Source organism: Burkholderia pyrrocinia (assembly GCF_001028665.1).
Classification (GTDB): Bacteria; Pseudomonadota; Gammaproteobacteria; order Burkholderiales; family Burkholderiaceae; genus Burkholderia; species Burkholderia pyrrocinia.
The window spans coordinates 204,540-218,827 of the sequence record NZ_CP011505.1; the positions used below are offsets into that span (position 1 = coordinate 204,540).

The following is a 14,288-nucleotide window of genomic DNA, read 5'->3' on the forward strand; positions in this document are numbered from 1 at the left end:
CGGCATCTGATGAAGTCGGGAGCGCGCATGAGCCAGCCGCGTGAAGGTTTGTCGCCAGATTCCGTCGTGTGTGTATTGGGCGCCGGGAAGGTATCTCGCATGTGTCCGGGGCGCGGCATTTTGCAATGTCGTGTATCCATCCATCGGCGGGATACATTCGGATACGCAATCGCCCATCGTCGCGGGGTGCGAGCCGGCTTCGATGGCCCGCGCGCCACCGGCCGGTCGTGCTGCCCGCGTGGTGCTGCCGGGCGTCCGAGAAGGATCAGCGCAACGCTCGTTTTCCGTTTGGCGTGACAGGCGTCGCGCACGGGAGAAGGAACGTCTCCGTCGGCGAAATCCCGGTCCGTTTTCACGCCGGTTCCGATGCGACGACAACAGCTGTACATATCGCCGAAGCGATGAAACGGACGACAGTCGATTCGTACGATGTACCGCCGGAAGCGGCCCGATCCGAACGGGTGGGCTCGACTGTCGGGGCCGGGCGCCGGGGGCTCGTGATGCCGGGTTGTGCCGCCCCGGGGCCCGTTGTTGCGTTGGCGATTCCGGGCTGGAATAATCTGACGGCTCGCGTGTTTACAGTGGTGCCGGCAGAAGGTCGTTGCGATCGGTGGGGGCGGCAACGACCGAGGGGAGTCGACGACGGGTACCGGCCGTGGCATGCGCTGCGGCTGCGTGTCCGACCGAACGGATACGACCGGGTATCCCGCTCCGAGCCTGCGCACAGGTACCGACATGTCGCGTGCCGCGCCGCCGTGCCAGCGGCGTCCGGGTTCATGCCCGCCACCGTTTCCTTACTGCATCTGCATGATCGAACTTTCGACACGACGCTTGATTGAGCTTTGCCCCGGCCCGCCGCGGCTGCAACGCGCGATCGACGACAATGCGCCGTCCGTCCTGATCGCCGGGCGCGGTGCGGCGGCACCGTCGGCCGTCGCGGCGATGCAACGCGAATACGTGTTGCGCGCAGTGCTGCGCGATGGCTGGTCCGCTGTTCCGCAAGCGATCGTGTCGCACGGCGGCGGGGCCGTGCTGGTACTGGCCGATCCGGGTGGGGAGCCGCTGTCGGTTGCCGGCGTACCGCAGGAAGGGCCGGCCGCGTTTCTGCGGCTCGCGATTGCGCTCGCGACGACGGTAGGCGCGATGCATGCGGCCGGTGTCGTGCATCGCGCACTCGCGCCGCATCGCTTCCTGGTGGACGGCGACGGCCGTGCGTTCCTGACGGGCTTTGACCTTGCCGACTGCCCCGGTGTGATCGACCCGTTGCGCGATGCGGAGCTCGATTGGGGCGACACGAATTTCGTCTACATGGCGCCCGAATTCGGCGCGCGCATGAACACATGTGTCGACGCACGGGCCGACCTCTACTCGCTCGGGTGCATTCTCTATGAGCGGCTGGTCGGTGTGCCGCCGTTCGACGCGACCGATGCCGCCGCACTCGTGCATGCGCACGCCACGCATTCTGCGCGGGCGCCTCACGAGCGTGCGCGGCACGTACCCGAGCAGATCTCGCGGATCGTCATGAAGTTGCTCGAGAAAGCCCCGGACCAACGCTACGGCACCGCCACGGCGCTCGTCGCCGATCTGCGGCGATGCGAACAGTGCTATTGCCGCGACGGTCGCATCCCGATGTTCGTGCCCGACGGGCAGGCAGCGCTGCAACGTTTGCAGCAGACTGCTCATGTGGTGGGCCGGGAAGAGGAGCTCGACGCGTTGCTCGCGCAGTACCGTGTCGTCGCCGCCGGGGGCGAGGCGCGCGTGGCGTGGATCTCCGGCAACTCCGGAATAGGCAAGTCGACATTGCTTCTGGAGGCCGTGGTGCGAATCCGGCAAAGCGGCGCGCCACTCGTGGCCATCAGCAAGGGCGAGGAGGGGAGCCGCGGAACGCCCTATGCCATGCTTTCGCAGGCACTGGGGTCGCTGCTGCAGTTCGTGCTCGGTTGCGTGGACGACGAATTCGAAATCTGGCGCGCCCGCATCGGGATGGCGGTGGCGCCTGTCGGGCGCACGCTGACGAGGTTCCTGCCTGCGCTCGCAGCCGTGCTTGGCCCGCAAGCGGCCATGCCGGAACAAGCCGACCTGGCTCCCGCGCTGGAGCGGGCCCGCGTGTTGCAGGCGCTTGCCCGGCTGATCGCCTGCTTTGCGGCACCGGAGCGCCCGCTCGTGCTGCTGCTCGACGATCTGCAATGGGCCGATGCCGGCACGCTGCAGGTACTGGAGTGTCTGCTGGTCCAGCACCGCGAGACGGCGTTGCTGCTGGTCGGCGCCTATCGCGGGAACGAGGTCGATGCGGGGCACCCGTTGCGGGTCGGCACGATGGCCGGCATTCCCGACGCGTTGACGATGGAACTGGGGCCGCTGAACGAGCGCGCGACGACCGAGCTGATTGCCCGGGCGCTGCATCACGATACCGAAGCACTTCGCCCGTTGTCCGACGTGATCGGACGGAGAACCGGCCGCAATCCGTTCTTCGTGCATCGTCTGCTGCGTCTGCTGGCCGATGAAGGCATGCTCGATTACGATGCGGGCGCCGGCCTTTGGCGCTGGAACATCGCGCGCATTGCCGCGCATCGCGGGAGCGATGACGTCGCCGCGATGTTGACGCGCCAGTTCGAGCTGCTGCCGGACGCCGCGCAATTCATGTTGCGTCTGCTGGCCTGCATCGGCCAGCGCGCATCGACGCGCCTGCTGGCCGTGGCCGCTGGCCTGACCGAGGGCGACGCGACGCAGTGTCTGCAGGCCGCGCTCGACGCAGGCAGCCTCCAGCGCGACGGCGACGACTGGACGTTCCGGCACGACCGCATTCGCGAGGCCGCTTACGCGTCGATCCCGGAGGGCGAACGGGCGCCGCTGCATCATGCGATTGCCTGCCGCTTGCTCGCGGGCGAAGACGCCTGCGCCGACGCCTTTGTGCTGGCGGCACAAGCGAATCTGGCAAGCACGGTCATCGATGCACCCGCGGAACGCCGCGCGTTCGCGCGCGTGAACCTGGATGCCGGGCGGCAGGCCAGGGCGGCAACCGCGCATCATGCCGCGCTCGGCTTTTTTCGCGCGGCACTCGATTTCCTCGGCGCACGGAACACCAGCGAGGATGGACTGAGGGCGCGCATGCTGTGCGGCGAGGCCGAGTTCATGACGGGTGCGCTCGAAGCCGCCGAAGCGCGCCTTGCCGAACTGGAGGTCGTGGCCGGGGACGGTACGTTCGGCGCCGAGCTCACGCGCCTGCGCGCGGCGTTGTACACGGCGCTGGGCCGCTTCGACCTTGCGCTCGGCGTCGGGCTCGCCTTCCTGAAGCGGGCGGGCATCGATATCCCGCCCCATCCCGGCAGCGCGGACGTGCATCGCGAATACGTTCGCCTGCGCGGCTGGCTGGACCGGCACGGGATCGAAGCGCTGCGCGATCTGCCGATCATCGCCGATCCGCTGCAGCGGGCGATCGTCGACATCTTTGTCGACCTCATCCCGCCGGCACTGTATTCGGACCAGGATCTGGTCGACGTGATTCTGCTGCGCGCGGTCAATCTCGCGATCGAGCATGGCCATTCCGACGCCTCCGCCGACGTATACGTCTGCATGAACCAGATCTTCGGTGCACGCTACGGCGATTACGCCGCGTCGCTGGCGTTCGGTGAGCTCGCGCTGCACCTGGTCGACGAGCGCGGACTCGATCGTTACCGCGGCCGTGTGTACATGGCGTACGGGACGATCGTGGTGCCGTGGGTGTTGCCGGCACGTTCGGCCCGTGGCTATATCGCGCGGGCGTTCGAGATCACGGTCGAGTGCTGCGACCACACCTTCGCGATCTATTGCAAGCGCAACGAGGCAACCGGGATGCTGTTTGCCGGCGAGTTTCTCGGCGACGTGCGCGACACCGTGGCGCGTGGGCTGGCCATCGCACGCGACGCGAATTTCCAGCTCGTCATCGATGCGCTGCTCGCGCAGCAGAATCTGGTGAGACGGTTGCAGGAAGGCGAGACCGGCGATCGCGACGCGTGGCTGCCGCCGCCGGACGAAGGCCGGCCGGCGACGCTGGTCGATCTCGCCTACTGGGTCTATCGATTGCAGGCGGCGCTGCTGTTCGGCGATCTGCCGGACGCGCTCGAGGCGCGCCGCCGCGCCGAAGCATGCGAGCATGCCGCGCGCTCGTTTGCCGAGCGGGCCGATTTGCCGTTCTACGGTGCACTCGCCCTGCTCGCGTTGCCGCGCCGTGACGCGTCGCAGGAGGCTGCGCTGCAGCGTCATGTCGAGCAACTCGACGTCTGGGCGCGAGCCTGCCCGGCGAATTTCGACGCGCGACGCGAACTGGTGCGCGCGGAGGAGGCGCGCGTGCACGGTCGATCGCCGGACGCCGCGCAAGCGTATGCGCGTGCCGTGACTCACGCGCGCGTGCATGGCTTTACGCAGGTCGAGGCGCTGGCGTCCGAGTGCGCGGCGCGATTCCATGCGGGCCGCGACGAGATCGCTGCACAAGCCTATTTGCGCCATGCGCAGGGCGCCTGGCAGCGGTGGGGGGCGCTGGCCAAGGTGCGGGAACTGCAGGCAGCGCATGCCGATGTATTCGATGCGCAAGCGTGGGAGCCCGCCGGGAATCGTTTGCACGAGCTGGATGTCCGGGCGGTGCTGCGCATCTCGAACGCGCTGGCGAGCGACATCGTGCCGGCGCGCCTCGTGGAGACGCTGTTGCGCACGACGCTCGAAAGCGCCGGGGCCGAACACGGCGCGCTCGCGGTGGTGCGTCAGGGCGTCTGGCATGTGCCGGCGCGCGCGGACGTGGTCGACGGTACGATCGTCGTGACGCAGGCGGCCGAGCCTTTCACGGCGAGCGTGCTGCCCGTGTCTCTGGTGCAGGCGGTGGCGCGTACGCAGGAGGGCGCGGTGATCGACGATGCGTCCGAGTCGCCGGTCCACGCACAGGATGCGTACGTTCGGCGCAAGCGCCCCCGTTCGGTGATGTGCGTGCCGCTGATGCGTTATGCGACGCTCGTCGGCGTTCTGTACCTGGAAAACAATCTGGCGGCGCGGATGTTTACCGCGGCGAAGGCCGCCCTGGTGGAAGTGATTGCGTCGCAGGCCGCGTTCGCACTCGAGAATGCGCGGCTCTACGAGGAACTGGTCGAGCAGAACCGTCAGCGCACACATGCCGAGGAACAGCTGCGGGCCGCACTTGCCAGCCTCGAGCGCGCCAGCCGCCTGACAGCGATGGGCGAGCTCGTCGCGTCGATCGTCCATGAAGTCGGACAGCCGATTGCGGCCGTCGATACGTCGGCGAGCGCGGCGTTGCGCTGGCTGAACCGGGAGCCGCCGGACGTCGGCGAGGCGCGGGAAATGCTCGTGCATATCAACCGGGGGGCGGCGCGAGCCAAGAGCATCATCCAGGCACTGCGCGCGAAGGCGCGCAAGGCCGCACCGCAATTCACGACGGTCGATCTCAACGAGGCCGTCCGGGAAGCCGCGACGCTCGTCGCACGGCAACTCGACGCGCTCGACGTCGAGCTGGAGCTGCACGGCCCGGACAGCCCCGTCTATGTCCATGGCGACCGGATCCAGCTCCAGCAGGTCGTGATCAACCTGCTCACGAACGGCGCCGAAGCGATGGCGGAGCTCGAGACGGTGCGTCGCCTGTCGCTTGCTTGCGAAGCGGACGGCGTTGACAGCGCACGCGTGACCGTGGAGGATCTCGGCAGCGGGATTGCGCCGGAGATTGCAGACCGGCTGCTCGAACCGCTCTTTACGACCAAGGAGAACGGGATGGGCATGGGCCTCGCCATCTCGCATTCGATCGTCGATGCACACGGCGGGACGTTGACGTTGTCGACCCGCGACGGCGCCGGTACGTGCGCGATCGTCATGCTGCCGCGCGCCGATCCCTGACCGGGCCGTCCGCCGGCGCGCGGCGCGGCGGACGGACAGGTCCTTCGCGATGTCTTCGAGCCGCCACGCGGCCATCCCTGCAAATTCACCAGCGAATACTTCGATGCCCGAAACCAGAATGCCCTACCCGAATCCTTCATCTGCGGATCGGAACGGCCGTGTCGTCTACGTCGTCGACGACGACGAGTTGATTCGTGCCGCGCTGATCGGCCTGCTGCGATCGATCGACCTTGACGTTCGCGCATTTGCATCGACTGAAGAATTTCTCGCGGCGCCGAAGGGCGCCGGACCGTCGTGCCTCGTGCTCGACGTGAGGCTGCGCGGGCAGAGCGGGATTGCGTTCCAGAAGTCGCTGGTCGAGAACGGCGGTCCGCAGATGCCGATCATCTTCATCACGGCGCACGGCGATATCGCGATGACGGTGAAAGCAATGAAAGCAGGCGCGATGGATTTCCTGACGAAGCCGTTCCACGACCAGGAAATGATCGATGCGGTGATCGCGGCGCTCGATCGCGACGCGAAACGGCTGGAGGCCGATCACTCGCTGCTCGATCTGCGCGCGTGTTGGGAATCGCTGACACCGCGAGAATGCGAGGTGCTGCAACACGTCGCGGCGGGCCTGATGAACAAGCAGGTCGCGGGGAACATGGGCATTGCGGAGATCACGGCCAAGATCCACCGCGGTCAGGCGATGCGCAAGATGCAGTGCCGCTCGGTCGCGGAACTGGTGCGCAAGATGACTGCGCTCGGAATCGGGCCGCCCGCACGCTAGCGGCGGCACCGTCATCGGGGAAAGCCTACCCCATACGTAGATATGGTGACGGTGCGGCGGCGTGGCGGTATGCTGGCAACTTGGGTAGCCGTAGTCGGGACGGTCCGTTCCGTTCACTCGCCATAAGCAGGGATGCCTTTCTCACTCTCAGCCACCGATCTCGTATCGATTGTCGACGACGACCCGTTCGTGCGCGCCGCCGCGAAAAGCTTCGTGCGTTCGCTGGGCGGGGAGGCGCACGAGTTTGCGTCGGGCCCGGCATTCCTGGCTTCCGACGTGGCGTCGCGAACAGGCTGCCTGATCTGCGACATCCAGATGCCGGAGATGGATGGCCTCGAAGTGCTGGAGCGGATCGAAGCACGCGGCCTGAATATTCCGACCATGTTCGTCACGGCATTCGCCACTGCCCGCGAGCGCGAGCGCGTGCGGGCCAGCGCCGCGCTGTGTCTGCTCGAGAAGCCGATCGACGCGCAGGAGCTCGAGACGTGGCTCGCCCGCGCGCTCGGCTACGGCTGATCCGCCGCGGTTTGCCGCCACGGCAACCTAAACCTTCGTAGGGGGTGGATGGCCGCTCGTTTGATGGTGCGAGCCCCCGTCTGCGTGTTTTCATTCTTCCTGTACCGTCCGCCGTGGCGGCGACAGGAGAACGAAGATGGCGAACCTTCCTACCTTATCGTGCGGGGCCTTGTCCGAATTCCGCATCGCGCGTCGCATACGCAACGTCGCCCGCGCAGGGTTCCCGTATGTGCGCGAGTTCATCGTGTGGCCCGTCCGTCTTGTCCTCGCCGCTGGCGTGCTGCTCGTCGCGGAGCGCATGCATGATGCTCGCGCCATGCTGCCGAACGCGTTGCCTCCCGTTGCCGGCGGTGGTCTGCTGCTTGCAAGTGCGGCCGGTATCCTGTTTGCGCTAGCGGCGGTGCTGTGGCTGCGTACGCGGAGGCTGGACGCGAGAATCCGGCAGCTCGCCGCGGCCATCGAGCATCATGGCGTCGACGCGCTGCCCGACGCACTGGTCGAACGCGGCGCGCCCTCGATCGCAAGGCTGACACGCGCGATCAACGACGCGCATCGCCAGCACGCGGAACGCGTGACAGAGTTGCTGCATGTACTGGCCGCGTACGCGCATGATCTGCGCACGCCGTTGACGCGGATGATGCTGCGTAGCGGGATGCTGGAAGATGGCGCGTTGCGTGACGCGATGGAGCGCGATCTTGCCGAGATGGGGGAACTGGTCGAAGCAAGCCTTGCCTGCGCGCGGCTTCAATGCAGCGTGGCGGAGCCGCCGCGGCGCGTCGACGCGGACGAGTTGCTCGGCGTGCTGGTCGACACCTATCGCGACGCGGGCCTGACCGTCGGCCTGGACGGGCGGGTGGGCCATCCGCTGGTGACCTGCCCGCACGCGCTGCGCCGCGTGCTCGTCAATCTGATCGACAATGCGCTGCGTTACGGCGGCGACGTCCGCCTGTGTGTCCGGGTCGAGGCAAGACGCGTGATGCTCAGCGTGGTGGATTCGGGGCCCGGCATCGTGCCGGCGGAGCTGGAGGCGGTGTTCGCGCCCTGGTATCGAGCGCCGCAGACAGCGGCGCGCGCGTCCGGATCGGGGTTGGGGCTGGCGATCGCGCGCCGTCTGACGCAGGCGATGCAAGGGGAATTGCAGTTGAACAACCGCAGTACCGGAGGCCTCGAAGCGAGAGTGACGTTGCCGCTCGCCGTCGCATGACGGCATGGGGCGATGTCATTGGCGAGCGTGACGACATTGCCCCGCCGGGCGAAGCCAAAGCGATCGTCTAGGCGTGGCGCCGGGATTGCAGCGAGAGCCTGCGTCGCTCGGTTCTCAACGAGTTGGCGCCAACTGAATTCGGTCGTCGGCTGGTGCTTTCGAAGATGCCGGTGTTTTCCGGCCTGACGGCGGCCGAAGGGGCTTGCCGTCATCGATGCGCAACGTCAGCCACGTCGATCAATCGGCGCGCCATGGAATGACACGAACCGGTCAGGTGTTATGAGCGAGTAGCACGTCAATGGGTTGGCGCGCCGTCCCTGAACCAGACCTCTTCCAGATGAATTCCATAGACTCGCGTCAGATTCCGGTTGTACCGCATCGTCCGCTGGCAGGCAGTGATCACCGAACGCTGGTACTCGCCGCGTTAGGCGGGGCACTGGAGTTTTACGATTTCGTGATTTACGTGTTTTTTGCAGCGGTGATCGGCCATCTGTTCTTCCCGCCGTCGATTCCCGACTGGCTGCGCCAGGTGCAGACATTCGGTGTATTTGCGGCAGGCTATCTCGCGCGGCCGCTCGGCGGCGTGATCATGGCGCACTTCGGCGATCTCGTCGGTCGCAAGCGCATGTTCACGATGAGCGTGATGCTGATGGCCCTGCCCACGCTGATGATGGGGCTGCTGCCGACCTATGCGTCGCTTGGCGTTGCTGCGCCCGTGCTGCTCCTGCTGTGCCGGGTGGTGCAAGGTGCGGCGGTGGGCGGCGAGGTGCCGGGGGCCTGGGTGTTCGTCTCCGAACATGTGCCGCCGCGTCATGTCGGCTATGCGTGCGGTCTGCTGACGGGCGGCCTGACGTTCGGCATCCTGCTCGGCTCGCTGATCGCGTCGGCGATCAACCATCACTATTCGCCTGCGGCAATCAGTGCCTATGCGTGGCGGATGCCGTTTGTCATCGGCGGCCTGTTCGGAATCCTGTCCGCGTTTCTGCGACGCTGGCTCAATGAAACGCCCGTGTTCATCGAAATGAAGCAGAGCCGGTTGCTGGCCGGCGAAGTGCCGTTGAAAGCCGTGCTGCGCGATCATGGCCGGGCAGTGCTCGTATCGATGATCCTGACGTGGACGCTGACCGCGGCGATTGTCGTCGTGATCCTGATGACGCCGACGCTCGTCGCAAAGCGCTTTCATATCGACCCCGCGCTCGCGCTACAGGCGAATTCGGCAGCCACGTTCTGCCTGACGATCGGATGCGTCGTCGCCGGTTCGGTGGCGGGGCGGATCGGCACCGGCCGCACGATCTTCGTTGGCTGCCTGCTGCTCGGCGCATCGTATTTCCTGATGGCCAGGCAACTCGCCGTGGATCCGTCGTTGCTGCTGCCGCTCTACGCGGTATCCGGCTTCTTCGTCGGTGCGGTTGCGGCGATTCCGGTTGCGATGGTCAACGCGTTTCCGCCGATCGTGCGCTTTTCGGGCATCTCGTTCTCGTACAACGTCGCGTATGCCGTGTTCGGTGGTCTTACGCCGGTGTTCGTGTCGGTGATGCTGAAATCGAATCCGCAGGCGCCGGAAATTTATGTGGGCGCGCTGTGTATCGTCGGGGCGCTGGCAGGTCTCGCGTTGCGCCCCGCGCGCTAGGCCGATGCCGTAGCAGGCGCACCCAGCTTCGCACCGAAGAAGTCGCCGAGCTTCGATACGGCAGCATCGACGTACGGCGCTTTGTCGTACAGGGCGACATGGGTGGCGCCTTCAACCCAGCACAGTTCCTTGGGTTCCTGCGCATTGGCGAAGGCGTCCGTCGACATCCATGACGTCACGGCCTCGGTGCCGACGATCATCAGCAACGGACGCGGCGCGATCAGGTCGATGAACCGGAATGCGTCGAAGTGTGCGATGCGATCGACACTGTTCCAGGTGAAGAAGCTGGCTGAGCGAGGGTGATGCGCGCGCGGCGAGCAGTAGTACTCCCAGCCTTCGAACAGATGCAGGTCGCCCGACCGTGCAAGTTCTTCAGTCGGGAAAATCTGAAACACGCCCACGCCGTCACCGTTGACCTCGGCAATGCGAGCCGCTGCGGCGGCATCGAGCATGCGTTGGAATATTGCGGGATCCTGATGACCATCCGCGCCGAAGCGAAACTGCAGGTTGATGTCCGCGGCGCTGACCGTCGCCACCGCCTTGATGCGACGGTCGGTGGCGGCGGCGGGAATGACGTAGCCGCCGGATGCGCAGATGCCCAGCGCACCGATGCGATTCGGATCGACGTCGTCCCGTGTCGCGAGGAATGAGACGGCGGCCTTGAAGTCCTCGATGCGGTGGGCGGGATCTTCGAGTCCGCGCGGTTCGCCCTCGCTCTCGCCCTGGTGGGCCGCGTCGAAAGCAAGCGCGATGAACCCTTGCTGGGCCAGACGCTGCGCGTACAAACCGGCAGCCTGTTCCTTGACGCCGGCGCCAGGGTGGCCGACGACGATTGCAGGACGCAGGATCCCGGCTTTGGCAGGCTGAAGGTAGAGGTGGCCGGCGAGTTTCACCCCGGCGCTGTCGAAGCTGACGAATATTTTCATGGTTGATCCAATGGCGTGCAAAAGAGGCGTTTCCCGATATCGGCCCGCAGGAGCCACCACGTCACGCCGCAGACTCGTGCGAATCACTGCCCACATACGTTCGTATGTTCATCGCCTGTTGCCTGGGCCGACGTGAAGTCCTGCAATTGCCGCTGCGCCGCTTGCAAACGGCGACAACGGAAAGGAATCCTGAAGGCGTGCAAATAGCCTCGTTGGAGAACCCGGACCGTTATGCCGTGCGCGCGTGCGTCGCGTCGCGATGCCGGTCGGGCGAAGTCGCATCGGCGGTATTGTCGCCTTGGGATTTCGACGGGCTGTTCTGGTCCGAGCGTGCGATCTGCAGCGCGGCGGCGATGTCGTCCGGATAGCGCGGTTCGCTGCGGGCCGGGTTGTAGCCGGCCTGCTCGAGCCGAACGAGATCGGCGCGCACGGCGGCGCGCGTGAGGCTGTGTCCGGCATCGGCGAAGGACACGACGGGAACGATGGCAAGCAAGGCGGCAGCGAGGATTCGAGTGGCTTTCATCTGAGGGCTCCTGAAGTCAAGTGATCGGATCGACCGTCGGACATCCGAGTCAGCGTCGTATGTCGCATGTCTTCCGCATGTCGACAGTAGAACCCGCCAACGTATCGGCGATGTTTCCGCAACCCGGGCTTCGTGCATGCTGATGTTTCGGGCGCGGCCCTGGATACGGTGCGATACAAAATCGGGCGATGCCGTATCGGTCTTGCCGCGACGGCTTCGCTCACTGCGGCGGCGGTGCGGTTCGCATCGCATCGGTCCGCGCAACGCCCCGAACCCGATCGCCACGACAGGTGGCTGACGGGGAGGGCAGCTGTGCTGCATCCGCCCGTCGATACCCCGGGCCGTGTCGGCGCGTCTGTCGTCGACGTACCAGGCCGCTGCGTTCCGGTAAGCGATACGGGGCGCGGGTGACGGCAGTGTGTGATTCAACGTCGATAGGGTCCGGTCAAACCATCGATTGCCCTGATCATCCCTTCGTACAAGTAGCCCCGTGCATCCGGTTTCGATACCTTGTCTTCACTGCGCCGCGGGTTGCGTTCGCAGTCCCGTTTCACGGCGGCGCTCAGGCGCTTTGCCCGAGAAACCCCTTACCGCTCGAGGATGAAGGCAAATGTCGATCAGTGAACGGATCCCGGTGTTCCTCGCCGTCAGCGAGGTCTTTTTTCGCGGCGCCGACCGGGACTTCGCCGGCGAAGCGCGTGTGCCGACCGTGCGCACGATGTCGATGTGCCCGGATGCCGTGTCGCCGCTTGATGACGGGCGATGCCAGTCGACCGAGCCGTGTGGTCGTCATCACGCAGTGGTTGCCTGACGGTAGCAAGGCAAGCGCTGCCGCCTCTGGCGGCGTGTGCCCAGGGACGATTGGAGGTGTTGACGCAATGAGGACGACGATGGATTTCGCGACGAGCGCGATGGCGGTGGATCCGTGGACGCAGACGCTCGGTCTGCTTGCGCAATTGAGCGGGAGCAGCGATGCGCGCGTGGTGGCGCCTTTGTGCGAGACGCAGCGCGGGTGCGTGTCCGGATACGTGGCGCACCAGCGGCCGGTGAGCGTCGTGCGTCGCTCGGGCTTGGTCAACTTTGTCGATCGTCCTACTGCAACGACCGTGACGATCGCATGGCGCGATTCGACGCATTGCTCGTACGGTGACCAGCTCTGGCAGGCGTCACGTGCCATAGTGAACGGCGTCTGTGCGGTGAGCGGGCATCCGATCCACCGTGGCGACGCCGTCTACCAGCCGCGCCCGGATCATCCGAAGCCGCTCAACGCCGACGCGATGATTCTGGCGTCGGCGTTGCAGGAGATCGAAGAGGACTGATCGATCCGCGTGGGTTTTCTGAACGGAGCCGGGCGTTTCACGAACCATCTGCCGTAGACAGAAGGCTGTATTGCCGCGCGAATTCGATCGGCACCGGATCGCCGCAGGCATGATGAACAAGCAGATCGCGGGCAACACGGCGATGGCGGACATCGCGGCCCGGATTCATCGCGTTCAGGCGATGCGGAAGATGCAGTGCCGTTCGGTCGCCGAGCGGGTGCGCAAGACGGAGGCGCTCGGCATCGGGCGCGCTTGCGCGCTGGCCTGGCCGCCGTCGTTGGGGACGCCAGACCTATACGCACATATGATGGCGGCGCGGCTGCACGGCGGTAAGCTGGCACGTCGGGCAACGGTGTTCTTGACGGGCCTGTCCGTTCGCCTCGCCATGGTGCACGGTTTGACGGTGTTGAGTGTGGTTCGACTTCGAAGACGAGGGGCGCTTGGATACGCTACAGAACATGCGGATATTTGCCAGAGTCGCGGAATGTGGCAGCTATACGGCTGCCGCGCGGCGTATGGAGATCTCCACCGCTTACGTTTCCCGGTCGGTGTCGGATCTCGAAGCGCACTTGCGCACACGACTTCTGAATCGCACGACGCGCAGGATTGCGTTGACCGAGGCCGGCGCACGCTATCTCGATCGCTGTCGCGGCATTCTGGCCGATATCAATGCGGCGGAACGCGAGGCCGCCGACACGCATGCACGTCCGATCGGACGATTGCGTATTCATGCGACACCCAGCCTCGGACAGTACTACGTCGCGCCCGCCGCGGCACTGTACCGTGAGCGTTATCCCGACGTGTCGATCGAGCTGACGCTCGGACAGGAAATTCCCGACCTGCTGAATGATGGCTACGACGTCACGGTGCAGATGACGCTCGGCAACCTCCCGGATTCCGGGCTCGTGGCTCATCGGCTGGGAACCTCATACAGCGTGCTTTGCGCGTCGCGGGCCTATCTGGAGCGCAATTCCGTGCCGCGGGACGTCGATGAACTGAGGAAGCACGCGTGCGTGCAGGTCGTGACGCCGTTCTTTTCCCCCGACAGCTGGTCGTTCGATGGGGCTGCCGGACGCGCCGAGTTTGCAATGACCGAAACGTTTTTTCGCGTCAACAACGCAGAGGCGCTGTCGGCTGCATTGGGCAGCGGAATCGGAATCGGAGCGCTACCGGTCGCGAGCGCGCTACCCGCGTTGAGGGCCGGCTCGCTGATACGAGTCTTGCCCGAGTACCGGCTGCAGACCGTCACACTGCATGCGCTTTACGCGTCGCGGCAATATCTGGATGCGAAGATCGGCACCTGGGTCGAGCTGCTGCGCGACGCGATATCGGTCAAGCTGACGGCTCAGGAAGCCGAGTTGCGGGACATGGAAACGCGCCGAAGCTGCAGCTTGGTCTGAACGCCCGTGTTCCGGATCCTGCAACCCTGGTATCCCGATATCGCATACCGGAATGGAAAAGTTTGATCGTCCGGCGGTTCTTGAACCGTCACGAAGCAGGCGTTGATTCTGTATTTCCTGCCGGGCG

At 65.8% G+C, this 14,288-nt stretch carries 10 protein-coding genes and 1 pseudogene; 9 read left to right on the top strand and 2 right to left on the bottom strand.

Annotated elements, in window-relative coordinates; all coding sequences use genetic code 11:
• Positions 1 to 807 precede the first annotated feature (807 nt).
• From ABD05_RS31130 to ABD05_RS31150, 5 genes are all read left to right on the top strand, one after another.
• Entirely contained in the window at positions 808 to 5,871 is a 5,064-nt protein-coding gene (locus ABD05_RS31130; protein ID WP_047904031.1) for a trifunctional serine/threonine-protein kinase/ATP-binding protein/sensor histidine kinase, read from the top strand.
• A gap of 103 nt (positions 5,872 to 5,974) precedes the next feature.
• On the top strand, positions 5,975 to 6,643 hold the full coding sequence (locus ABD05_RS31135; protein WP_047904032.1) for a response regulator transcription factor: 669 nt from the start codon (positions 5,975 to 5,977) through the stop codon (positions 6,641 to 6,643).
• Between the two features lie 132 nt (positions 6,644 to 6,775).
• Positions 6,776 to 7,159 (top strand): response regulator transcription factor, encoded by a 384-nt coding sequence (locus ABD05_RS31140; protein WP_047904033.1) that lies wholly within the window; start codon positions 6,776 to 6,778, stop codon positions 7,157 to 7,159.
• Positions 7,160 to 7,295: 136 nt separating this feature from the next.
• Complete coding sequence (locus tag ABD05_RS31145) at positions 7,296 to 8,363, top strand: ATP-binding protein (RefSeq protein WP_047904034.1); 1,068 nt, start codon at positions 7,296 to 7,298, stop codon at positions 8,361 to 8,363.
• 337 nt (positions 8,364 to 8,700) lie between these two features.
• Positions 8,701 to 9,993: an MFS transporter gene (locus ABD05_RS31150; RefSeq protein WP_047904035.1), complete on the top strand. Its 1,293-nt coding sequence runs from the start codon at positions 8,701 to 8,703 to the stop codon at positions 9,991 to 9,993.
• Here ABD05_RS31150 and ABD05_RS31155 read toward each other — a convergent pair.
• Both ABD05_RS31155 and ABD05_RS31160 read right to left on the bottom strand, forming a co-directional pair.
• Entirely contained in the window at positions 9,990 to 10,919 is a 930-nt protein-coding gene (locus tag ABD05_RS31155; protein WP_047904036.1) for an alpha/beta hydrolase, read from the bottom strand. The genes ABD05_RS31150 and ABD05_RS31155 overlap by 4 nt on opposite strands.
• Positions 10,920 to 11,148: 229 nt before the next feature.
• On the bottom strand, positions 11,149 to 11,442 hold the full coding sequence (locus tag ABD05_RS31160; RefSeq protein WP_047904037.1) for a DUF4148 domain-containing protein: 294 nt from the start codon (positions 11,440 to 11,442) through the stop codon (positions 11,149 to 11,151).
• Positions 11,443 to 12,052: 610 nt separating this feature from the next.
• Between ABD05_RS31160 and ABD05_RS31165 the strand changes: the two genes are divergently transcribed.
• From ABD05_RS31165 to ABD05_RS31175, 4 genes and pseudogenes are all read left to right on the top strand, one after another.
• Positions 12,053 to 12,253: a hypothetical protein gene (locus ABD05_RS31165; protein WP_047904038.1), complete on the top strand. Its 201-nt coding sequence runs from the start codon at positions 12,053 to 12,055 to the stop codon at positions 12,251 to 12,253.
• A gap of 79 nt (positions 12,254 to 12,332) precedes the next feature.
• Positions 12,333 to 12,761: a DUF3331 domain-containing protein gene (locus ABD05_RS31170; RefSeq protein WP_047904039.1), complete on the top strand. Its 429-nt coding sequence runs from the start codon at positions 12,333 to 12,335 to the stop codon at positions 12,759 to 12,761.
• A gap of 70 nt (positions 12,762 to 12,831) precedes the next feature.
• A pseudogene (locus ABD05_RS38095) lies at positions 12,832 to 12,972 on the top strand (LuxR C-terminal-related transcriptional regulator); the annotation flags it as partial.
• Positions 12,973 to 13,201: 229 nt separating this feature from the next.
• Complete coding sequence (locus tag ABD05_RS31175; protein WP_047904632.1) at positions 13,202 to 14,161, top strand: LysR family transcriptional regulator; 960 nt, start codon at positions 13,202 to 13,204, stop codon at positions 14,159 to 14,161.
• The last annotated feature ends 127 nt before the right edge of the window (positions 14,162 to 14,288 follow it).

Bases quoted from the DNA above. Each gene is read 5' to 3' on its own strand.
- ABD05_RS31165 (WP_047904038.1), top strand. From the start codon at position 12,053: ATGTCGATCAGTGAACGGATCCCGGTGTTCCTCGCCGTCAGCGAGGTC.
- ABD05_RS31170 (WP_047904039.1), top strand. From the start codon at position 12,333: ATGGATTTCGCGACGAGCGCGATGGCGGTGGATCCGTGGACGCAGACG.
- ABD05_RS31145 (WP_047904034.1), top strand. From the start codon at position 7,296: ATGGCGAACCTTCCTACCTTATCGTGCGGGGCCTTGTCCGAATTCCGC.
- ABD05_RS31160 (WP_047904037.1), bottom strand. From the start codon at position 11,442: ATGAAAGCCACTCGAATCCTCGCTGCCGCCTTGCTTGCCATCGTTCCC.
- ABD05_RS31130 (WP_047904031.1), top strand. From the start codon at position 808: ATGATCGAACTTTCGACACGACGCTTGATTGAGCTTTGCCCCGGCCCG.
- ABD05_RS31135 (WP_047904032.1), top strand. From the start codon at position 5,975: ATGCCCGAAACCAGAATGCCCTACCCGAATCCTTCATCTGCGGATCGG.
- ABD05_RS31140 (WP_047904033.1), top strand. From the start codon at position 6,776: ATGCCTTTCTCACTCTCAGCCACCGATCTCGTATCGATTGTCGACGAC.
- ABD05_RS31150 (WP_047904035.1), top strand. From the start codon at position 8,701: ATGAATTCCATAGACTCGCGTCAGATTCCGGTTGTACCGCATCGTCCG.
- ABD05_RS31155 (WP_047904036.1), bottom strand. From the start codon at position 10,919: ATGAAAATATTCGTCAGCTTCGACAGCGCCGGGGTGAAACTCGCCGGC.